Raw genomic sequence first — 21,527 nt, 5'->3', positions numbered from 1 at the left:
CCTATGTACATTATTAAGAAAAAGTGAATAAAAAATAAAAGCCTCCGACGACAACGTCAGAGGCTTTTTTCTAGGACAATGATCAGAAACTAGACTGAAAAGCTAACTACCAAGACTATTACTCGTCATCGTCTACTGCATCATTATCCAATGTGTAATCGTTGGCAATATCGATAGCGTCGTTGGCATCGCTCAAAGCAGTATTGTCAGTTGCGGTATCGATATCTATCTGCTCCTGACCTTCCACCTCAAACGTGCCATCTTCTTTCATCGCATCGACTAATTCATCATCACCCTCTTCGTGCTCAACACGCGCCATAGCGACCAATTTTTCATCTTTTGGCAGACGAATGAGCGTGACACCTTGGGTGTTACGGCCAGAGCTCGCGACATGCTCAACAGGTGTGCGTACCAATGTTCCTTTGTCAGATATTAAGATAATATCATCTTCAGGCTCAACTTTGGTGGCACGAACGAGCTCACCATTACGCGCACTGGTCTTAATGGCGATGACACCGCCGCCGCCGCGATTTTGCGTATTGAACTCTTCGATAAGGGTACGCTTACCAAAGCCGTTTTCACAAGCAATTAGGATTTCATGTACATCATCTTCGATAACGACCAATGATTTGATAAATTCATCAGTAGCCAAACGCATACCGCGGACGCCTTTCGCTGTACGGCCCATCGCACGAGCATCATTCTCATCAAAACGAATCGCTTTACCACTTGAAGCAAATAGCATCACTTCTTGATTGCCGTTGGTAATACGAGCGCTGACCAATTTATCACCATCTTCTAGACCAACCGCGATCAAGCCGTTCGAGCGAATATTGGCAAACTGCTTCAGCTCTACGCGCTTCACTGTACCATTAGCCGTGGCAAAGAATACGAAAGGTGGCTCTGCTTGATTGCTATCTTCTACCGAATCGTCATCATTGCTATGCTCTGATACCCCACTTACTACTGATGTATCTTCCACAATTTTTGGAATTGGCAATATCGTCGTAACGGTTTCGTCGCTATTTAAACCAATTAGATTGACCAACGGACGACCACGAGCACCGCGGCTGGCAATCGGCACTTCAAACCCACGTAAGCTAAAGACGCGGCCACTGTCAGTGAAGCACAATACCGTAGAGTGCGTTGAGGTCACGACCAGATGATCAATCACATCATCTTCTTTCATTGCCGTTGCAGACTTGCCTTTGCCGCCACGTTTTTGTGCGACGTAGTCATCAATTGGCTGAGTTTTTGCGTAACCAGTACGTGAGACGGTCATCACAACGGTTTGCTCAGGAATCAGGTCTTCACGGCTGAAGTCCATACGCGAATCGATGATATCAGTACGGCGCTCATCACCAAAATTATCACGAATCTCAATCATCTCATTAGAGATAATGCTCATAAGCTTATCAAAATCACCAAGAATAGACTCTAAATGAGTGATTTCGCGTAGTAAGTCTTGGTATTCTTCGGTCAATTTATCTTGCTCAAGGCCCGTTAGGCGATGCAATTGCATATCTAAAATCGCATTGACCTGCTCAAGGGATAAACGATAGCGCTCTTCGCCTTCGATCAGACCAAACGGCGCTTTAGGATCTTCACCTTCGATAAATTCAGGACGTACAGACTGACTGCCAGCAGCAGTCAACATCGCAACGACACTGCCTGAGCCCCAGGTATTATTCAATAAGCTTTCGCGGGCGAGCCCACGGTTTGCAGACGCTTTAATCGTCGCAATAATATCATCGATATTCGCCAGTGCCACTGTCAAGCCTTCGAGCAGGTGACCACGGACGCGCGCTTTGTTCAATTCATAAATCGTACGGCGTGTCACGACTTCTTGACGATGGCGCACAAATGCAGCGATAAGCTGACGCAAGGTCAATAGTTTGGGCTGGCCATTGTCTAGCGCGACCATATTGATGCTAAAGCTAGACTCAAGCGGCGTCTGCAAGAACAAGTTATTAACGATAACTTCCGCTGTCTCACCGCGGCGCAGATCGATAGCGATACGCATGCCGTCTTTGTCAGACTCATCACGAATCTCGCTGATGCCCTCGATTTTTTTATCACGAACAAGCTCTGCGATACGCTCAATCAATTTGGCTTTATTCGCCTGATAAGGCACTTCGGTGAATACGATACGCTCGCGATCGCGGTTGACGCCAGTATTGCTCATCGGCTCGATATGATAGCGACCACGGATGTGCAAGCGACCTTTACCCGTGCGATAAGCATCTAAAATGCCTGCGCGACCATAGATAATACCCCCCGTAGGAAAGTCAGGGCCTGAGATGTGTGACATTAACTCTTCGGCTGAGACTTGTGGGTTCTCTGCATAAGCCAAGCAAGCGTTGATGACTTCGGTGAGGTTGTGCGGTGCCATATTGGTCGCCATGCCGACAGCAATACCCGTCGCGCCATTGACCAATAAGTTAGGAATACGCGCTGGCATTACGCTTGGCATGCGCTCAGAGCCGTCGTAGTTGTCTTCCCAATCGACCGTATCTTTGTCCAAATCTGCCAGCATCTGATGAGTCAGCTTGGTCATACGTACTTCGGTATAACGCATGGCAGCCGGAGGATCATCATCGATCGAACCAAAGTTACCCTGACCATCAACCATTGGGTAGCGCAAGCTAAAATCCTGCGCCATACGTACGATAGCATCGTATACTGCACTATCACCATGTGGGTGATACTTACCAATGACATCACCGACCACACGGGCAGACTTTTTGTACGGCTTATTATAATCATTAGACAACACGTGCATGGCGTACATCACACGGCGGTGTACAGGCTTGAACCCATCACGCACATCAGGCAGCGCACGCGAGACAATCACACTCATCGCATAATCCAGATAGGATTGCTTTAATTCATCTACGATGCCAATAGGACTGACCGATTCGCTCATATACACTCCTTCACTCACATTTTTTTCTAACGTTGACACATCGCTTATAGCACCCACAGATCATATAAAAATACTGCCACATAAATGGGCAGTCATGATCAAAATACATACCATAAAAAAACACTGCTACACGTGCAAAACAATAGGAAAATAGTGATACGGTTTTTGTTAAAAACAATGTTTAATAAAAGAAGCTATTTTAGCACAAATTTGCTGATTTAGGGGGTTCTGACCACCATTAAAATCAAGCTAGGCGGTTCATTTGCAGTGATATTTTGAATTACCCATACACTCTAAAATAATTCTAATGACAGGTTTTTTTTGATTGGCTGATTTTGCCATTTTTACAGACGAACTTACAACCTGCTGAGCAAAGAGATACTCCGTCCATCTTAGCTGAACAGAGCCTACCAATTGTTCTAACATGAGCTAATGGGTTTCATAAGTATATGATGATTTAAATTAGGTCAATGAGGCTATTTTTTTAGTGACGCTGGACAAAAAAATCCTAAGCGTTACACTAACTCATCTTTTATAGAACTCGAATAACGACCTAACAGGCTACTTTTATTATGGATATCATTCTTGCGATTGTTTGGATTTTAGCAATGGTGCTATATAGCTTTTCGAGCGATTATGTTGCTAGCTTTCCTAACCATAACAATCGCGCTGTACCCTATGTCCGTTGGGGAGCACTTTTAGTCGCCATGGCTTTGTCAGCATATTTAGCAAAAGCCTATCAAGAAAACCTACAAGGCAACGGTATGTGGGTATTTGTTATCGTCGTATTTGTCATTATTGTTTTAGCCAAGATCGTTTTTAAATGGGTCATTAATAGACGTTTGAAACGCTAAGCTATACTGAATATTTTTGTTGCTCTCAACCTCTCCGCTATTGATCTGAACGCCTTATGACAACTAAACATCAAAACAACCAACTTGGCCTAAACCAAGCCACCGCACCAGAAGACACACGAGCAGATCGTAGCTTCGATACCATTGCCGATCATTTTGAAAAAAAGGTCTATGGCGGTTTAAAAGGTGAAATCCGATTGGCGGTATTACGCCGTGATATTTTTGAATATAGTACACAAATGAGTGAAGCGCTTGGACGACCGCTGCGTATCTTAGATGTGGGTGCAGGGCTTGCACAAATTGCCATAGAGCTTGCTACTCAAGGTCATAGCGTCGTCATCAACGATATCTCAGCAAATATGCTTGAGAAGGCAAAAGCAAACGCTGAACAAATCGATCAAGCGCTGGATATCACATGGCACGTCTGTCCATACCAAACACTTGAAGAAACGCTAGGTAAAGAAGAAAACGATAAGTTTGATTTGATCCTATCGCATGCGCTACTTGAGTGGTTGGCAGAGCCTGCTGCCGTTATGGATTTCTTCGATCAGCATTTGACAGATAATGGCGCGCTGTCTTTGTGCTTTTATAATCCCGCAAGCTTTGATTATCGCAACCTCATCATGGGAAATTTTAATTTACTCGATAATACAGACTACAAGGCGGACAATAAGAAAAGCCTCACACCCAATCATCCCGTTGCTAAAGAAGAAGTGGAGTCTTGGTTGAAGGCGCATGACTATCAGACGGTACGTAGCAGTGGTCTACGAGTATTTCATGACTATGCACCGCTCAAGCGTGGCGGGCATAACGATCCAGATGCGGTGATAAGGATGGAGCTGCGCTACTCACAATTAGAGCCATACAAATGGCTTGGACGGTATTTGCATATTCTGGCTAAACGGTAAACTTAGACAACCGCTTAAAAGCTATGAAGGCTGCTAAACGTCTTCATCAACTCTCGATGATCTGTCATATTCTGACCAAGTGGTGGCATTGACCTCTTTTTCGTCAAACACGACCACATGCTCCAATAACGGCAAGATACCAATATGTGAACCAATTTCATGATTATGATGGCTAGCAACCAGTGATAATATGGTCTGTCCGTCATCTAACTGTAGACGGTACAAATAGTTGGCACCGCGGAACACTCGCCCAATCACCAAGGCTGTCTGCGTACTATCATCATCATGGATAATATCGTCAGGACGCACGAGCACTTTGATTGGTGTACCATTTGGATAATCATATTCGCAGTACTGTGGTTGTCCTGATTGATCATAGACTTCCATGCGGCGATAGATATTGCCAAGCGCCGTCTCCACACGACCTTCTTTGATGATACCGTCTATCATCGCGCCTTCGCCGACGAACTCAGCGACAAAAGGACTGACAGGCTCATGATACAGCTCGCTTGGTGTTGCCCACTGTACCAATCTGCCCTTATCCATTACCCCGACTTTATCTGCTAACGCAAACGCTTCGTTTTGGTCATGAGTGACCAAGATTGCAGTAGTATTGGTACGTTTGAGAATGTCACGGACATTCATTGCCAAGGATTCGCGCAATACCACGTCCAGATTAGAAAATGGCTCATCAAGTAGTAGTAATTTAGGCTTCGGTGCAAGCGCCCTTGCAAGTGCCACACGCTGCTGCTGACCACCGGACAGCTCATTTGGACGTTTATCCGCATGCTCCGTCAGTTCGACCAGGCTTAGCATCTCAGCCACACGAGCTTTTTTGTCAGCAGCTGACCATTTATTGAGGCCAAAGGCAATGTTTTTTGCCACGCTCAAATGACCAAAAAGCGCATAATCTTGAAACACCATCCCCATGCCGCGCTTGGCTGGTGCCACGGCAAAAGAGTGCCGAGCTGTTTTTTCCGTTAGACGTTGATTGTTTAAATGGATAGTACCGCCGCGGCTTTGCTCCAGTCCTGCAATCGCTCGCAATGCCGTGGTCTTGCCGCAGCCACTATAACCCAAAAAACAGCCAATCTCTCCTTGCTCTAATACTAAAGACATGCCATTAACTACAATAGTATCGTCATAGCCGACAATTAGGTTTTGTACACTAAAATATGGATTGGTCGCGATAGTGCTCTCAGTATCTTGGCGCGCAGTATCGGCTTGTTCTACAGGATTGCTACGTTGAGACTGGGTTGTCCGAGTTTGCACGACTGGTGATTTTTTGACAGGAGTACTACGTGCTCCAGTCTTTACGGACTGAGCGTCTGACGAGTCGTTCATTGAATCAGTGTACATAGACAATCCCAGTTCGCTATTAGTAAATACAATGTTGGATAAAGTAGTAAAAATGATAATATAAGTTAGGTCAAGCACCACTAAACATGGCACATTTATAAGCAGCAATGGCGGTTAGCTGTGTTTGTCACTTTGACGCAATAGTATCCAAACAGGAAGCAATCCGACCAGTACAATCAATAAACTCGGTAGTGCCGCCCGCCCCCACATACCTTCGCTGGTCATCTCAAACACGCGCACCGCCAGCGTATCCCAGCCCTGCCTGCGTGTCATCAATGTGATCGGCATCTCTTTCATCACTTCGACAAATCCCATTAACAATGCCGTTAGTACCCCAGGGCTAAGCACAGGTAGCATCACATGACGCCAACGCTGGTACGCACTGTCACTAAGCAGTTTCGCTGCGGCCTCTTGATTGACGGTCAATCGTTGCAACTGCCGATCCACTGGCTGAAAACTCACCGTCATAAAACGCGTCGACAATGCCAATAGCATAACGATCACACTGCCTGAGAGCACCTGCTGCGAGGTGATACCAAAAGCAATCATTTGATTGTCTAGCCACGCAATAGGAATAAAAATACCCACTGCCAATACCGTACCTGGCACGACGTAGCCTAAATTAGCGAGCGTGGTCATCAGTTTAGTCGATTTATCAGGATATTGCCGCTTGATCCACGCAATAATCACTGCCAAAAAGGCAATAAAAAGCGTGGTCATACTAGCAATCATAAGGCTGTTAGTCACAAAATCAATATAGCGCGCATCAAAATCTTGACGAAAATTCAATGCAGTCCAATAAATCAGCTGCAAGAACGGTATTAGAAAAGCCAGCAAAAATACAAACGTACATAGCAAGCTCATCCCTATTTTGGCAGGAGTACTGGCATCAAAACGCTGGTTGCTGCCTTGCGTAATCGAACTGCCGCGCTTGGCCTGCCAATACTGCTCAAACAGTACTACAATAAAAATCACACCGATGAGCAACGCTGCTAACTGAGCCGCTGTGGTCAAACTAAAAAAGCCAAACCAGGCTTTGTAAATAGCGGTGGTAAACGTATCGACATTGAATACCGAAACCGCGCCAAAATCTGCCAATGTCTCCATACTTGCCAGCAATAAGCCACCGATAATCCACGGCAGTGCTTGCGGTAATGCCAACCGAAAAAACACACGGCTACGGCTCAAACCTAGCATCTGCCCTGCTTCAATCGCCCGCCGACCTTGCGACAAAAACGCCTGACGCGCCAGCAAATACACATATGGATAAAATGCCAGCGACAACACTAAACCTGCACCCCAGACATTACGTACCGAGGGAATCGCTGTCGTGATACCAAAATCGCGCAGTCCTGTCTGTAACGGCCCACTAAAATCCACAATACCAATGGTGACAAACGCCAATACGTAAGCCGGTATGGCAAGCGGCAACATGAGTGCCCACGAAAAAAACCGCTGGCCAGGGAAGCGGTACATGCTGGTTATCCAAGCGAGAATCGTACCAATGGTCCCCGATATAACAGCCACCATGAACAGTAAAATCGCCGTATTTTTGAGCACTTGCGGCAGGACATACTCTGCCATATGTGTCCAAATATCGGCGACTGGTTGCGTCCACGACAACAACACGATCAAAATCGGCACCAGCATAAACAACGAAATCAGCCCTAAGACTGATTTCGAGATAATACGTTTACGAAGGGCATAGTCTTGACTGACCGTCTGATTGTCATCAGCTCTGCTACTGATTGGATCTTGCTCGCTAACAGACGCATCTGGCGTTGTGATCATAGTATCATTACCGTGTCATACTCACTCATCGAGGCTTTTTAAGCATAGACCAAACTCAAAACCGTCATTACTTTAATAACTAACTCTTAATGACTTATTTTTAAAGGCTGTTCTTTAAAAACTGTCCTTTAAAAAAGATGATGTTGAGCTTGGTATCACGATGACTGGCAGTCTTTTATTTATAACCCGCTTTGTCCATCATTTGAATGGCTTGAGTTTGTAGCTCACCAAATTTCTGTACGTTGATATCGTCTTTTTTGAACTCGCCCCAAGATCTGAGCATTTCTGACTCATCCACCCCTTCTTTGACTGGGAATTCTTTGTCTGAGCTGGCGTAAAGGCCTTGCGCCTCATCAGATGACAACCACTCAATCAGTTTAAGTGTACCGTCTGGATTATCTGACCCTGTAACCACGCCCGCGCCTGAAACGTTTACATGTGTACCAGTGGTGCCTTGGTTTGCCCAGAATATTTTCACAGGGAAGTTTGGTTTTTCGTCTAATAGACGGCCATAGTAGTAACTGTTGGCGATACCAACTTCACACTGACCAGCAGCAATCGCCTCTAGCATAGCGGTATCATCACTGAACACGTCAGTGGCAAGATTATCAACCCAACCACGGATGACAGCTTCTGTTTTTTCTTCACCTAAATGCTCTATCATGCTGGCCACAAGTGACTGGTTGTATACCTTTTTAGAAGTACGCAAGCATAGTTTGCCTTTCCACTTTGGATCCGCCAAATCTGCATAAGTCGATAATTGATCGGCGCTAACTTTGCTTGGGTCATAAAAAATCGTACGCGCGCGCAGTGATAGACCTGTCCACTGACCTTTTGGATCGCGATACTTTGCAGGGACATTGGCCTCTAGCACAGACGACGCTACTGGTTGTAGCAACCCTTGCTGAGCCGCTTGCCATAAGTTACCCGCGTCCACCGTCAGTAGCATGTCAGCTGGAGTGTTTTGACCTTCGGCTTGCAAGCGCGCCATCAGTGGGCCAGTTTTGTCTGTGACAAGTTCAATCTTGACACCAGTCTGTTCAGTATAGCGGTCTAGCAATGGTTTAATCAGCTGCTCATTACGTGAAGAATAAATAGTAATTGTTTGACCATCTGCACTGGTCGCATCGTCATCATTCGCGACTTGCTGCTCACTGCCAGCCGCTGTTGTCTCTGTCTCCGCGCTGTCTTCGGTGGTAGAAGAATTGCTACAGCCAACCATTCCCAACATCAGGCCAAATATGGCAGCAGACAATACAGGCTTGGTGGTGACTAGATTAGTGCGGATGGTGTTCAGTGGCATGGTTTTCCCCATAGTAATGCGATAAAAAAGAGACGGCAAATAGTGAGATAAAATGGTCAAAGCCCCTGTTTGTTGGGATTCGTTGGACCATAATCATGGAAACAACATACTAATAGAAATGAGATTAACTATCAATACATTTATCTAACCCAAGATGCTGAAATTATTTGGCTTATTAGTCATTTTCTAAAGCTAAGTTGTACCCAAAACAGCTCTTGTGTTTTTGTACTCCTGCACTCTTGGAAATGGCAAATATATTAACGAATACCAAACCAATTTAGAGCAGCCATTGCCCTAACATAACATTGACCGCCGCTTCTGTACGCAAGATACGCGGCCCTATATGTACTGGCGTGCACCCGTGTGCGGCGAGTAGCGCTATCTCATAATCGATCCAACCGCCTTCAGCACCGATGCAGACCAAACTGGGCAATTCTAATGTTGTATCTAATTGTCGAAATTCAGAAAATGACTGGTCAGCATAAGGGTGTGCAACGATCGCTTGATTACTCACCAAACTGGTAAGCGTATCCTCGACAAATGGCTTAAAACGTTTTTGTAGCGTAATACGAGGTGCAATCGTATCAACCCCTTGTTGCAACCCTTCTAATACAAATTCATCAAGACGCTCAAGCAGCGGACTTTGCCAATAGCTTTTTTGCGTGCGATAGCTGTTAACAAGCACAATATCGCATACGCCAAGCGCCGTCATATCCATGATCAAACGCCGCAATACTTTGGGACGAGGTAAGGCTAAAACGACGGTTAGATCCAGTTTGGCTGGCGGGGTAATACCGAGCTGAACATCGTATAACTGAATACTATCAGCAGCAATGTCCTCAATGACAGCCGTACCAAGATTGCCACCTAGCTGCCCAATTTTGAGCGTGTCACCGACTTTTGCGCCCAGTATGTTATTGACATGGTCGACTTGCACCACGTCATTGATCTTTGCCGTGTTTGCAGAGAAATTTTCAACGGGCAGTAATATACAATTCATAATATCTCTTGGTCTAACGTTTTAGGATAATACCGTTCAATAACATCCTCAATCATAGCCAGTTGACGAGTCAACACTGCTTGCTGTTGTACGGTTATTGTCTCGCCAGCCTGCCCTGCGTGCGTCGCTAATGGTAAATCACTTAACCAAGCCTCTAGCTGCTGACAAATAAGTGCGGTGTCATCAGCGCTATCAGTACCATGCAGATGATTTGCTATAATTTTAGCGCACTCATTTGAACCATCTATCGTCATTGGACGATAAAATTTATTGTTTGGCTGATATAAAGCCCCTACCTCGGCCAGCTTATCGACCACACTTTGGCACGATTGGGTGTAACGACCCATGATAATAGGCGTTGCCACGCTCGCAGGTTCAACGGGATTGTGTCCGCCTATGTCTACTAGCGACCCTCCAACCAATGCGACATTTGCCAGTGTATACCAAGTCATCATCTCACCCATGCTGTCCGCCAGATAGACTTGCGTGTCTGCATTGATGGCCTCATCAAGACTGCGCCGTGCCATTATTAGCCCAGTTTTTTGGATCAATGCTGCGACTTCATCAAAACGCTCAGGATGCCTAGGTACGATGATCAGTAACGCATTGGCTAATGCTGTCTGCGATAAGATCTGCTGATGTAACGAGAGCACCGTCTCTTCTTCACCATTATGAGTACTTGCTGCCACCCAAACTGGTCGGTCTGCTATCGCAAACGCTTTTGCCAGCGCATTTTTTTTAGAGGGTATCTGCGCACTTGCATCTTTTGCATCAACAGCTAAATTATCGGAATCGATAGCTTCCACATCAATTTTAGGCGTATTGATGACCCACTTTAGCGACCCTGCTACGCGGATCTGTGCGCTATCCGCCCCTAATTGACGAAAGCGTTTGGCAGAATCGCTGTCTTGCGCAATGATGAGCGCAAGGTTTTTCATCATGCTGGTACTCACCGCACCAATTTTTTGATAACTTTTAAAAGAAGCCGCCGAGAGACGACCATTGACTAAGATACTTGGTATCTGATGCTCAGCAAGCTTGGTCAAGATATTCGCCCATAGTTCAGTTTCGACAAACAGCGCGGCGATAGGCTGTACGTGCGTCAAAAATGTCTCAATCACGTCAGGAGTATCAACAGGGACATAACTGTGGCTCATGCGGTTTTGAGCGATTGCATCTGCAAACCGACTGGCACCGCGAGCAAAACCTGTCTGCGTGGTGTTGGTCAACCATATCTGATAACCACTAGCCAGTAATGCGTCTAATAAAGGTGCAACCGTATTGGTCTCACCCAACGATACCGCATGACACCAAATCACACCTTTATTACTGTGACCAGTAATCGCTGGACGCGGTGGATATTGCTTGCCAAAACGCTGAGCAACTTCTTGCTGATAATTGTCACGTTTGTGAGAGCGCCGCCATACTTGCAGGCGATATAATGGTTTTAGCACACCGATCAGAAATTGATAATAAAATGGCGTCTGATACACCGCACGATCAGTCAATAAATTATGACCTGACAACCTAGTGTCAGTCGAATGGGAAGATGTGTCAGATGGAGTATGAGATGATGGCATGGAGTAGCCCAGATTAGTAATGAATCAAACAGCAGAAAGGTAAATATAAAAACGCGCCAATTCTACCTGAAATCAGCGCGTAACCATAAACTTTTAAAAGTTTACTGAGTAAATAGCGATTAGACGATAATCAGTATCAGTACCGCAACCACGATCACTGCACCAAACAGTAACTGATAGCGCTTGATACTGTGCTGCTCTTGTTTTTGCGTCGTGATCAGCGCTTGCGCTTGCTCCCATTGAGACACAAGGTTTGCCGCCTCTATATGACCATTATCTGCCGCTTGCTCTAGCCAGTATTTACCACTATCAATATCTTGCGGCATGCCTACCCCTTGATAGTAGAGCTTGCTAAGTAAGCGCTGGGCACGGCTGTCGTTTTTGCTAGCGGCTTGCTTCACCCATTCCACGCCAGATTTTTTAGCGTCCTTGTCATCTGCCGTGAGTCCTTCGCCAAGCAACTCGTACATGGCGAAGCGCAGCATGGCAGCCGTATTACCCGCTTCTGCAGCCGCCTGTAATGCTAGCAATGCTTTATTTTTTGCTGCTATATGATTGTCTGAAAACACAACTTGGCCACGCGGTTTGTCCTGCTTGGCAATGTGCTGCTCAAACTGATCGAGGACTTTGCAAGCTTGCTGATATTCAGTCACGCCTGCTGTTTGCGGCACCTCAATCTCGTCTAGCTCTATGAGCAGCTGCGTAAACATTTCTGGTGTCGGTGGGGTTTTTACAGGCGCCATAGGCTTGGTGGCTGGCGATTCTACCTTCGTCAGCTCAGGTTTTGCTTGAAGCTCTGGTTGGCGCGGCGCGGTACTCACTAATGGTTTAGATACAGTAGTTGCAGCAGAAGGGCGCTCGATATTGGCTGATACTATATTAACATCATCGAATTCATTATTTACTGGTACGTCCTCTGATGCCTCATAATGACTAGCAGGTTGACTTGTACTGATAGTTGTACTCGAATCTGTCGTTGAGTGAATGCTTTGGGTCGTATTATGCGTTGCTGACTCAGTCTTTAAATAACTAAGAGTATCTGCATTACTCGCTTGATCCGATAAATCTGGCAATCTTGCGCTAACTGCTTGGTATAGTCCACTCGCCGCCTGTCCCCCTTGTACCGCTTCAAATGGCCGATCAATATTGCCAAATAGACGCAGCCCTATTGGCTCTAAAGGAAAAAATAAAGGCAGCGCATCAGTAGCCGCATTATTATCACCATAGCCAACGGCCATATGCTGATAAAAGTCATCGGTAATCAATGACAGTTCAGGATAGCGTTTGCGTAGCTCAAACTGCCCATACCAGCGTGGTCTGTTTTCCCACTGCTGTGCCAATACGCGACCTGCATAAAATCCTAAAAACACCATAAAGTTGCGATAGTGCTCATCGACCAGTAATGTCGCCTCGTTCCATATACCGCCTTTTATCATGTCACGGCGCACCTGAGACAATAGCGTGTCGATACGCTGTAAGCTCTCAAGCGACTCATCTAGCGCACAATTATGCAGCTGTGTCTCATATGCGATACCACCTGCGATAGGACGCCCAGCTAAGAAATCTTGCCAGTAGCCTTCTGCAATATAATCGAGTGGTGTTAAGGGCGAGGCAGACATAGACAGGCGTGTCCTTTTTTAGATAAGTTGATTATAGAGGCAGTGATAATGATTGAAAATATGAGCATAAAAAACATGGACAGGTTACCTTAACCTAAAATTCAGCGCGCTACAATAAAGGACTAAACAAGCGTACAACATTATCAAATAAGCGTTTTGACCCATGGCGCTGCTGCCACTCTTCATTGTCCAAAATACGGCAACTTTGTAAATATATTTCTTGACAGTCAGCCACTTGAGCGACCATCTCTGGCGTATAAATCGCCAAGCTGACTTCCATATTTAAATAAAAGCTGCGCATATCAATATTGACCGTACCAAACAGGCAGTAGTCATCATCGATAACCACGGTTTTTGCATGTAGCAACCCCCCTCGAAATAGCGCAATGGTCACGCCAGCATCCAGCAGCTCTTGATAATAAGCTTGTGAAGCATGCTGCACCAAAAACGAATCGACTTTTTCAGGAACAATAATCGTCACCTCAACGCCGCGCTTTGCCGCTATCGTCAGTGCACCTGATAGCGACTCATCGGGTACAAAGTATGGGGTGGTAATACGAATACGCTTATTGGCACGGTGAATGACCGTCACTAACGTATTGTAAATCACATGCGCTGTCAGCTGCGGTGCTGACGGTATGAGCTGTGCCATCACCTTGTCTACGACAGGCATCTTTGGTATCACAATTGAAGTGCTACCGATATCTGGCTGCTCGTGATAATCAATCGTCTCACCCAACACCTTTACTCGACTATTCAGATCGTTGATAGTTGGGTCCATCACATACAATTTACGCGTGTAATTGTTAACTCGCTGATGTAGCTCAGCGAGATTGTCGTTATTTTCAGCACCAATATCAGTAACAATAACCTTGGCCATTGCCGTATTGATACTGATAGCCTCTTGACTGACCGTTCGTATGGCCACATCAATCCACTGTCCAACGTTTTTATTTTGTTTAAAAAACCGTGGATCAACCAAATTAAAGCTACCGATATAGCCAATATACTCATCGATGACCACCATCTTACGATGATTGCGTAAATCAGAGCGCTTAAATAGTGTCTTTAATAGACCTACTGGCAACGATTGATGGACAAAAACACCCGCTTTTTCTAACTTATGATGGGCACTACTATTAATAAAACTAAAACTGCCTACGCTATCTGCCAATATGTGACACTCTACGCCGCGCTGAGCCGCTATGGACAACGCTTCTATCACATCGAGCACTTGTCCTTTTGGATATACAATATAAAACTCCATAAAGACAATGCGCTGCGCTGCATGGATATCCTCAATCAAACGCTGAAAGATCGATGCAGGATCTGTTAACAACTGCATTTGATGATCGGAAAATACTCCTAGCCCTGTCCAGCGCGTTCCTATTTGGCTCACACCGCGGTATTTGATGGGTAGCAGATCTTGTCCTTTATCAAACACCAGATGCTCGCGCCGTGCCATGTCATTCATCATGATGCTTGCTTGATCCACGCGCTCACGGTAGCGTCGTCCAATCATCGGCTCGCCTAGTAGTATGTATGCAATCAGACCGAACACGGGCACGGTATAAAGCACTGCAATCCAAGCAATGGATACACCAATATTACGCTGCACTGACACAACGCGTAATGTCATAACAATCATCAGCATAATATGAAATATCAGACCTAGACCTGCGTACTCTCCCCACGTCCAGTTGGTAAAGATCTGCCCAATCGTAAAAATATCTATGCTGGCCTCCCTCAATCATGCTCAAAAAACAAAGTATCCGTAGTATAGTAGCTTTTCGCTGTCAAACAACTGCTAACAATCATAACCTGCCTCTAAAAAATACAAGTAAGTATCTACCATATATTACTGTTTTTAATACCATTAAAAATTTATTTCCGATTATTTCATAAAATAGTTAAAATAACGTTTGACAGCCAAGTGTAAATCTATATAATACACACCCACAGCAAGGGGACTTACTTAGATAAGCCCAGCTGATTAAATTAACATTGAGTGTGACAGCTGATGTTAATGAAGCAATACAGAAATTCTATTTAAAGAATTTCTCTTGTAGTAGAAGTTATACCTTATATTGGGTACTGAGCTTCTAGAATTTACAAAAATGTAAATTCTCTTGCGCTCGGACGAAGCAGTGCTTCGTTTGCTCCTCGCTCAGGGTGATTAGCTCAGTTGGTAGAGCGTCTGCCTTACACGCAGAATGTCGGCGGTTCGAATCCGTCATCACCCACCACTTTTTAGCAAGTGGGCTCTTTAAATAAGAGCAAGAAGCTAAGACGACCTAAGCAGCGGTAGTTCAGTTGGTTAGAATACCGGCCTGTCACGCCGGGGGTCGCGGGTTCGAGTCCCGTCCGCTGCGCCATATTTAAAACGAATTTAAACGGTTAAGTTTAAGCAAGTTTCGCCTCAAACATTAGATTGTTTGGGGTTTTTTTGTGTTTGTGTTTTTTGTCTATGTTCCTTCTAATATAACTACCTTTCGATAAGCATCTATTTTGTATTCACAATAGTTATAATCATCCAACGGGCGTGCAGGTATTTTAGTATTATGGACGCTGGCTCATGCGACTCACACTAGCAATCAACGCCACCATTACTACGCCCATGATAATCAAAATACCAGACATCATATGCGCCGCCTCATAGTTGAGCGCTTCTACTTGCTCGTATATCGCAATCGATACCACCTTAGTCTCACCTGAGATACTCCCCCCTATCATTAACACCACACCAAACTCACCAATGGTATGAGCAAAACTTATCAAACCACCTAAAATAATACCTACGCGCGCTTGCGGTAAGGCTACCTTGACGAAGCGGCGCAGACGACTGGGTTCTAAAAGATGCGCGACTTCCGTGACACTTTGCGGAATACGCAAAAACTGTGCATACACTGGCTGTATATAAAAAGGCAGTGAGTAAATAATAGACCCAACCACTAGACCTTCAAAAGTAAAAATAAGCGGACTAATATTGTGCTCAATCAGCCATTTACCGATACCCATACTTGGACTTAGCAGTAATAATAAATAAAAGCCAATAACCGTAGGCGGGAGCACCAGAGGCATGGCAATGATGCCCATGAGCAGAATTTTGAAACGCCCAACTGCCTTCTTTCGACTTGGTTTGGCAAGCCAATAAGCAACAGGGGTCGCAAACAACAGTAAGCACAAGGTCGTGACAGAAGCGAGCTTAATACTTACCCAAAATGGACTGAGCATATCTGACATAAGAGACTGGTCGATCATATAATGTCACGGCTCGTTTTATAGGTAGAGTGTCTAGGCTAACGGATTACTGAATGGGCAGGTAGCCTGCTTGCGCGAAGTGCTGTTGTCCTGCATCCGAGCGCAAGTAATCAGTAAACGCCGCTGCTGGGACTGTATTATTGATAACGATACCATCTTGTAAGATGGCTGGATAGGATGCTTTTGGCACAGTAATAAACTGCTCAGGTTTGGCTTTTATCGCAACAAGCTGAGACTGCGCCACAAACCCATAATCCACGCTACCTGTATGGGCGTACTGAAATACTTGACCAATATTTTCTGCCTGTATCAGGCTTTTCTGTGCATTTAATTTTTCATATATCTTTTGTGATTGTAGATAAGCTTTTGCAGATGCCCCATAAGGGGCAAGATCAGGATTGGCAATAGAAATCTTGCTATTATCTGTAAAACTAGCACTTGTAAATGCGTCAATAAGTGATGCTGGCGTAAAGTCATTTAAAGGTTTTGTGGCACTATAGAGCGCCAACTGACCTCTGGCATAAGTAAACGGCTGTACAGATTTATCACGCTTGTTATCAGCAAGCTTTTGAGGGAATGCTTGATTGGCAGACAAATACAAATCATAGGGCGCGCCTGCCTTTATCTGAGCATAGAGCTTACCAGATGACGCGTAAGTAACGTCAATATCTAAGTCACTTTTGTCAGAGGTACTATCAGAAACCCTATGATCCACCTGATAACTGTCAATAATGCTGGGTAAGACATCAGATAAGTTGGCGGCCGCAGCGATACGTAAGGTTTGGTGCTCAGCACTTGTCGCAGTCGCCGATTCTTTATTCGTACTGTTATCTGCTGTACAAGCACTTAATGCCAATAGCAAACACGCAGAGGTACTAATAGCAGCTATAGGACTACCCATTGTTGCTGAGCCACTTAGATGAAGCATCTTCGTAATACTCTTGCTTCCAGACAGGAATGTCGGCTTTTATGGTATCTAGTATCCAGCGGCAGGCATCAAATGCTGGATAGCGATGCGCTGACACTACCCCCACCCACACTGCCACATCACCAATCTCTAACGCTCCGATGCGGTGTATGGCAATAGCGTGAGTGATCTCAAAGCGCTTTTTGGCTTCTTCTATAATGGCGCGGCCTTGGTTGATTGCTAAGTCTTCATAACCGTAATACGTAAGACGATCAACGCTCGTGGCATTATTATGATTACGCACTCGCCCTTCAAAGCAAACAAACGCACCGCAGCTGTCATTGTCCAATGTACTTTTGAGCTTATTTTCGTCAATTGCAATATCGAGTAACGCAAAACCGTCGCGCTCAGCAATAAGATACGCTTCATCGGTACTACGTTTGATGGTCATTGAATGGTTATGGATGTTATCTGTCATTTTTTTCTCTATTTACACTAATTGTGGCGCTATAGCCGCTTATAAATATATACCTAACCACCAGCGACTGGCGTGATAAATACTACGCTATCGCCGTCATTGATTTGATCTGTCCATTTAGCAAAATAATCGTTCACTGCCACCCGTAGCTCTGCTTGCGGACGGCTAAAACGATGCTTTTGGCTAAGCTGTTCATATAGTTCAGTCAATGAGGTGTCTTGGGGTAGTTTGACAGTCTCTTGCTGACAGTTAGCCTCATCTGCCAAACTGGCGAAATACATGACATTGATATCCATCGTTGATTCGATATCAGCTTTTGTCTCAATAACACTCATAAAATTCTCCTTCTTTTGCAAGCGTCCTTGCTTGATATCCAATATATCTTTAGTCATTGATTAGGTTTTTTATCACACTAAGCATGAGTATAGTCTGACTTGCCACCTGTTTTTTTAATCAGGTGAATATCATTTATAACGATGTCATGTGATAGTGCTTTAGTCATATCATAGATGGTCAAGCAGGCAACGCTCACAGCGGTTAGCGCTTCCATCTCAACCCCCGTTTTGTGCGTGACTTTGACCACCGCACTGACCGTAATACTGTTGAGCACATCATCATATGTAAAGGTGAGGCCGATCTTATCTAACGGCAGCGGGTGACAAAGCGGTATCAAATCATGCGTGCGTTTGGCAGCCATGATGCCGGCGATGTGTGCCGTTTGCGTAATGCTGCCTTTTTTGGTCATCCCATCAGCCGCTTTAATCTGCTCATAAATATCGCTCGGAAAACGAACCTGCCCAATTGCATTGGCTTCTCGCGTCGTTGCAGTCTTGCCACTGACATCGACCATCGTGATGTCACCATTACCATCTAAATGTGATAAAGCAGATTGATGATCTATCTGAACGCTGTTACTCATTGATATCACCTTTTCTTAGTAATCTCTTTATTAGTATTTTTATTATTTTGGTAGCGCGGCACACGCCTGTTCAAACTCTTGAGGCATATTAAAATTGGTCAAATGCTGCCACGCCTTGGTAAATGGTACAGTCCGCACCATCGGCTGAATAAAGGGCATGACTCGGCGCTGACCACTATCAATATAGGCTTTCAAATCAGGTTCAATGTCTAAATGATAAAGTCCCAATAGTGGATATAAGTGACTGTCATCTTTTAAGCAAATAACGCGCTTATCAGCGGCTGTATTAATCGCTTGTTGCAATTTCTGCCATAGATCAGTGGCGGATATTAAGCTGTCACAACTCATCACCAGTAGCCACGATGCGCGCTGATTGTTAGTTGTAAACAGATTATTCGAGCCAGTCAATGTTTGCAATGCTGATTCGATAGCAACCAACGCACCGCCTGTACGAATCTGCTCATCATTATCCGCGTCAAAATCAGAAACGTAGTCAGCAATAGGCATAACGGGCAAACTGGGTTTGTTCAAAGTAGCATCTGAATCAACATAAAAGCCTCGCCCGTTATCCGCAATCAAAATAGGAACTTGCAACTCGCTGGCATGACGAACATGATAATTTAGCAGCTGCTCACCTGTCGGCAGAGTGAGCGTCGCCTTTGGTGTTCCCATACGTTTGGATGCTCCGCCAGCTAAAATAACTACCCCTGCCAAATTGTCCGAACTATTTGAGCAACCCATCATTATGCCATTGCCTGTCATTTTTGGTTAAATAGCCGTTATGGCTTAATCATTTATCATCAATTATTTATAAATCAGTCATGACTGGGGTTTTGCGCCAAAAAATGCGGCACAAAATTACATGGACGAGTACGGCTATCAAACTGCTCTTTTAGGATATTTTCCCACCCTGTACGGCACGCGCCAGATGAACCTGGTAGACAAAAGATACCGGTACCATTGGCCATACCAGCTACTGCCCGCGACTGCACCGTAGACATACCAATCTCGTCTTTTGAGATCAAACGGAACATCTCACCAAAACCATCAATCGACTTATCAAATAGTACGCTGACAGCTTCTGGCATGCTATCTCTAATAAAGAACCCTGTACCACCTGTTGTAATGACCGCGTGCACGTCTGGACTGGCAATCCAGCCACTAATGACCGCTCTAATCTGATAGATATCATCAGTGATCAGCTGACGGTCTGCCAAATGATGTCCAGCCTCGGTCAAGCTATCGGCTAGATATTGACCTGACGTGTCTTCTGCCAGCGTACGGCTATCAGAAACAGTCAATACCGCAATATTAAGAGGGGTAAATGGTGCAGCAGGCTTACTCATAAAAGATCCTTTATAGATATAATTTTATAAATGTATTAAAAAAAGCTTATGTCAGAAAAGCAATAGCAAAAACAGCATCAGTTAGCATCACAGTTGAAGTCTTAAAATGCCTTAACCACCGATTATCGAGAGATTGTGCATGATACCACTGTTCGAGTCATGCAGATGATGATGCTCAGGCTTAATCGGCATAAAGCTATGTAAAGTGTTTACCAGTCCTTGGATATCGTTTTGTTGTAAGTATGGACGAATATCGTAATTACCTTGGTCAAATAAGCACAAATGCACCTTGCCCTGACTACTGACTCGCAAGCGGTTACAAGTATCACAAAAGTGCGCCGCATAAGGGGCAATCATACCAATACGGCCGACATAATCAGGGTGACTGTACTCGACCGCTGGACCATCGGCACTGCCACGCTCGTGTGGCTGCCAACCATGCTCTAACAAATAATCCGTGATGATATCAGACTGAGCATGCTGGGCAAAAAACAAATCGCTATTGTCACTGGTCTGCATAAACTCAATAAAACGATACGTTACTTGCCTGTCTTTGACGTAGTCGATCGCGGTGATCAGGTTTTCAAAGGCAGTCTCTGCCATCAAGACGCTGTTTATTTTGAGTTTGATATCCGTCGTTTCTAGCAAGGTATCCATATCTGCCAGTATCTGCGGTAAAGTATCAAAGCCAGTCATTTTGTGAAAAATGGCCGCATCAAAACTGTCCATACTGATATTGAGCTGATCAAGTCCAGCTGCTTGCCAGCTCGCTAAATGTTTCCCCAACTTATAAGCATTACTGGTCATCGCCACTGTTTCAATACCGTCCGTTTGCTTGATCGTGTCGATAATTTCGACAACATCACGGCGAATGGATGGCTCACCGCCTGTAATTCTCACTTTTTTGGTACCTACTTGGGCAAAGCCGTGTACCAATGTCGCAATTTCAGAAACGCTCAACTCATCATCAGGACGTTTGCCTTGATAACCATTTGGCAAACAGTACTCACAGCGAAAATTACAAAAATCCGTAATAGATAGGCGCAGATACGTCAGACGCCGTGCAAACCCATCAGTTAAAGGCTGATGGATTTGGGTTGCCTGATCAATCGGCATCACTAAATTAGACGGTATATAGCTGTCGGACAGCACAGGTGCTGACGCAGGAGAATACAGTTGCGGTCTGTCTATTTTGAGATTGTTGTCATTCATATATTACTGCCATCAGTATTGCTTACCATAAGCGTTACTTTATTATTCGTGTTTAGCATCCCAT

At 44.9% G+C, this 21,527-nt stretch carries 19 protein-coding genes and 2 tRNA genes; 4 read left to right on the top strand and 17 right to left on the bottom strand.

Translation table 11 applies throughout. The features are described 5' to 3' along the window. Window positions 1–118 precede the first annotated feature (118 nt). Together gyrA and AC58CZ_RS04955 are read right to left on the bottom strand one after the other, a co-directional pair. Window positions 119–2,926, bottom strand: coding sequence for a DNA gyrase subunit A (gyrA, locus tag AC58CZ_RS04960; protein ID WP_494223883.1), 2,808 nt, complete (start codon window positions 2,924–2,926; stop codon window positions 119–121). 304 nt (window positions 2,927–3,230) lie between these two features. After that, window positions 3,231–3,317, bottom strand: coding sequence for a hypothetical protein (locus AC58CZ_RS04955; RefSeq protein WP_487778643.1), 87 nt, complete (start codon window positions 3,315–3,317; stop codon window positions 3,231–3,233). A 181-nt stretch (window positions 3,318–3,498) separates the two neighbouring features. Here AC58CZ_RS04955 and AC58CZ_RS04950 point away from each other — a divergent pair, with 181 nt between their 5' ends. Continuing rightward, window positions 3,499–3,780 carry a hypothetical protein gene (locus tag AC58CZ_RS04950; RefSeq protein WP_058025545.1) on the top strand — a complete coding sequence of 94 codons (282 nt, stop codon included), beginning with the start codon at window positions 3,499–3,501 and terminating at the stop codon, window positions 3,778–3,780. Window positions 3,781–3,836: 56 nt separating this feature from the next. After that, window positions 3,837–4,688, top strand: coding sequence for a methyltransferase domain-containing protein (locus AC58CZ_RS04945; protein WP_494223884.1), 852 nt, complete (start codon window positions 3,837–3,839; stop codon window positions 4,686–4,688). Between the two features lie 33 nt (window positions 4,689–4,721). Here AC58CZ_RS04945 and AC58CZ_RS04940 read toward each other — a convergent pair whose 3' ends face one another. From AC58CZ_RS04940 to AC58CZ_RS04910, 7 genes are all read right to left on the bottom strand, one after another. Then, window positions 4,722–6,047, bottom strand: coding sequence for an ATP-binding cassette domain-containing protein (locus AC58CZ_RS04940; protein ID WP_494223885.1), 1,326 nt, complete (start codon window positions 6,045–6,047; stop codon window positions 4,722–4,724). A 114-nt stretch (window positions 6,048–6,161) separates the two neighbouring features. Beyond that, window positions 6,162–7,838 carry an ABC transporter permease subunit gene (locus AC58CZ_RS04935; RefSeq protein ID WP_494223886.1) on the bottom strand — a complete coding sequence of 559 codons (1,677 nt, stop codon included), beginning with the start codon at window positions 7,836–7,838 and terminating at the stop codon, window positions 6,162–6,164. 175 nt (window positions 7,839–8,013) lie between these two features. Next, window positions 8,014–9,141, bottom strand: a complete 1,128-nt coding sequence (locus AC58CZ_RS04930; protein ID WP_494223887.1) for an extracellular solute-binding protein — start codon at window positions 9,139–9,141, stop codon at window positions 8,014–8,016. A gap of 277 nt (window positions 9,142–9,418) precedes the next feature. Beyond that, entirely contained in the window at window positions 9,419–10,141 is a 723-nt protein-coding gene (locus AC58CZ_RS04925) for a 16S rRNA (uracil(1498)-N(3))-methyltransferase (RefSeq protein WP_494223888.1), read from the bottom strand. After that, complete coding sequence (locus tag AC58CZ_RS04920) at window positions 10,138–11,721, bottom strand: glycosyltransferase N-terminal domain-containing protein (RefSeq protein ID WP_494223889.1); 1,584 nt, start codon at window positions 11,719–11,721, stop codon at window positions 10,138–10,140. Before AC58CZ_RS04920 ends, AC58CZ_RS04925 begins: the two co-directional genes overlap by 4 nt. A gap of 119 nt (window positions 11,722–11,840) precedes the next feature. Further along, complete coding sequence (locus AC58CZ_RS04915) at window positions 11,841–13,340, bottom strand: tetratricopeptide repeat protein (protein WP_494223890.1); 1,500 nt, start codon at window positions 13,338–13,340, stop codon at window positions 11,841–11,843. A 109-nt stretch (window positions 13,341–13,449) separates the two neighbouring features. Next, complete coding sequence (locus AC58CZ_RS04910; protein WP_494223891.1) at window positions 13,450–15,090, bottom strand: phospholipase D-like domain-containing protein; 1,641 nt, start codon at window positions 15,088–15,090, stop codon at window positions 13,450–13,452. Window positions 15,091–15,510: 420 nt separating this feature from the next. Between AC58CZ_RS04910 and AC58CZ_RS04905 the strand changes: the two genes are divergently transcribed. After that, window positions 15,511–15,586, top strand: a tRNA-Val gene (locus tag AC58CZ_RS04905). 52 nt (window positions 15,587–15,638) lie between these two features. Continuing rightward, window positions 15,639–15,715: transfer RNA gene (locus AC58CZ_RS04900), tRNA-Asp, on the top strand. 184 nt (window positions 15,716–15,899) lie between these two features. Here the strand turns inward: AC58CZ_RS04900 and modB are convergent. The 8 genes from modB to moaA form a co-directional block, all read right to left on the bottom strand. Continuing rightward, window positions 15,900–16,601, bottom strand: coding sequence for a molybdate ABC transporter permease subunit (gene modB, locus AC58CZ_RS04895; RefSeq protein ID WP_494223892.1), 702 nt, complete (start codon window positions 16,599–16,601; stop codon window positions 15,900–15,902). 46 nt (window positions 16,602–16,647) lie between these two features. Continuing rightward, window positions 16,648–17,502, bottom strand: coding sequence for a molybdate ABC transporter substrate-binding protein (gene modA, locus AC58CZ_RS04890; protein WP_494223893.1), 855 nt, complete (start codon window positions 17,500–17,502; stop codon window positions 16,648–16,650). Next, entirely contained in the window at window positions 17,495–17,986 is a 492-nt protein-coding gene (locus AC58CZ_RS04885) for a molybdenum cofactor biosynthesis protein MoaE (protein ID WP_071003399.1), read from the bottom strand. Before AC58CZ_RS04885 ends, modA begins: the two co-directional genes overlap by 8 nt. 53 nt (window positions 17,987–18,039) lie before the next feature. Beyond that, window positions 18,040–18,321: a MoaD/ThiS family protein gene (locus AC58CZ_RS04880; RefSeq protein ID WP_071003397.1), complete on the bottom strand. Its 282-nt coding sequence runs from the start codon at window positions 18,319–18,321 to the stop codon at window positions 18,040–18,042. 77 nt (window positions 18,322–18,398) lie between these two features. Next, a complete protein-coding gene (gene moaC, locus AC58CZ_RS04875; RefSeq protein ID WP_494223894.1) occupies window positions 18,399–18,905 on the bottom strand; it encodes a cyclic pyranopterin monophosphate synthase MoaC in 507 nt (168 codons plus the stop codon). Window positions 18,906–18,947: 42 nt separating this feature from the next. Further along, the gene (gene mobA / locus AC58CZ_RS04870) at window positions 18,948–19,649 is read right to left on the bottom strand and encodes a molybdenum cofactor guanylyltransferase (protein ID WP_497413139.1); all 702 of its coding nucleotides are present in this window, start codon (window positions 19,647–19,649) and stop codon (window positions 18,948–18,950) included. Between the two features lie 71 nt (window positions 19,650–19,720). Then, window positions 19,721–20,251 (bottom strand): molybdenum cofactor biosynthesis protein B, encoded by a 531-nt coding sequence (moaB, locus tag AC58CZ_RS04865; RefSeq protein WP_212563746.1) that lies wholly within the window; start codon window positions 20,249–20,251, stop codon window positions 19,721–19,723. Between the two features lie 111 nt (window positions 20,252–20,362). Further along, on the bottom strand, window positions 20,363–21,463 hold the full coding sequence (gene moaA / locus AC58CZ_RS04860; protein ID WP_494223896.1) for a GTP 3',8-cyclase MoaA: 1,101 nt from the start codon (window positions 21,461–21,463) through the stop codon (window positions 20,363–20,365). Window positions 21,464–21,527 lie beyond the last annotated feature (64 nt).

The sequence above is a fragment of the Psychrobacter sp. CR212 genome (genome assembly GCF_059693765.1).
Note: the sequence above shows the minus strand (reverse complement) of the source record. Positions and strands in the feature narration are given on the sequence as shown.

Bases quoted from the DNA above. Each gene is read 5' to 3' on its own strand.
- gyrA (WP_494223883.1), bottom strand. From the start codon at position 2,926: ATGAGCGAATCGGTCAGTCCTATTGGCATCGTAGATGAATTAAAGCAA.
- AC58CZ_RS04955 (WP_487778643.1), bottom strand. From the start codon at position 3,317: ATGGACGGAGTATCTCTTTGCTCAGCAGGTTGTAAGTTCGTCTGTAAA.
- AC58CZ_RS04950 (WP_058025545.1), top strand. From the start codon at position 3,499: ATGGATATCATTCTTGCGATTGTTTGGATTTTAGCAATGGTGCTATAT.
- AC58CZ_RS04945 (WP_494223884.1), top strand. From the start codon at position 3,837: ATGACAACTAAACATCAAAACAACCAACTTGGCCTAAACCAAGCCACC.
- AC58CZ_RS04940 (WP_494223885.1), bottom strand. From the start codon at position 6,047: ATGTACACTGATTCAATGAACGACTCGTCAGACGCTCAGTCCGTAAAG.
- AC58CZ_RS04935 (WP_494223886.1), bottom strand. From the start codon at position 7,838: ATGATCACAACGCCAGATGCGTCTGTTAGCGAGCAAGATCCAATCAGT.
- AC58CZ_RS04930 (WP_494223887.1), bottom strand. From the start codon at position 9,141: ATGCCACTGAACACCATCCGCACTAATCTAGTCACCACCAAGCCTGTA.
- AC58CZ_RS04925 (WP_494223888.1), bottom strand. From the start codon at position 10,141: ATGAATTGTATATTACTGCCCGTTGAAAATTTCTCTGCAAACACGGCA.
- AC58CZ_RS04920 (WP_494223889.1), bottom strand. From the start codon at position 11,721: ATGCCATCATCTCATACTCCATCTGACACATCTTCCCATTCGACTGAC.
- AC58CZ_RS04915 (WP_494223890.1), bottom strand. From the start codon at position 13,340: ATGTCTGCCTCGCCCTTAACACCACTCGATTATATTGCAGAAGGCTAC.
- modB (WP_494223892.1), bottom strand. From the start codon at position 16,601: ATGATCGACCAGTCTCTTATGTCAGATATGCTCAGTCCATTTTGGGTA.
- modA (WP_494223893.1), bottom strand. From the start codon at position 17,502: ATGGGTAGTCCTATAGCTGCTATTAGTACCTCTGCGTGTTTGCTATTG.
- AC58CZ_RS04885 (WP_071003399.1), bottom strand. From the start codon at position 17,986: ATGACAGATAACATCCATAACCATTCAATGACCATCAAACGTAGTACC.
- AC58CZ_RS04880 (WP_071003397.1), bottom strand. From the start codon at position 18,321: ATGAGTGTTATTGAGACAAAAGCTGATATCGAATCAACGATGGATATC.
- moaC (WP_494223894.1), bottom strand. From the start codon at position 18,905: ATGAGTAACAGCGTTCAGATAGATCATCAATCTGCTTTATCACATTTA.
- mobA (WP_497413139.1), bottom strand. From the start codon at position 19,649: ATGATGGGTTGCTCAAATAGTTCGGACAATTTGGCAGGGGTAGTTATT.
- moaB (WP_212563746.1), bottom strand. From the start codon at position 20,251: ATGAGTAAGCCTGCTGCACCATTTACCCCTCTTAATATTGCGGTATTG.
- moaA (WP_494223896.1), bottom strand. From the start codon at position 21,463: ATGAATGACAACAATCTCAAAATAGACAGACCGCAACTGTATTCTCCT.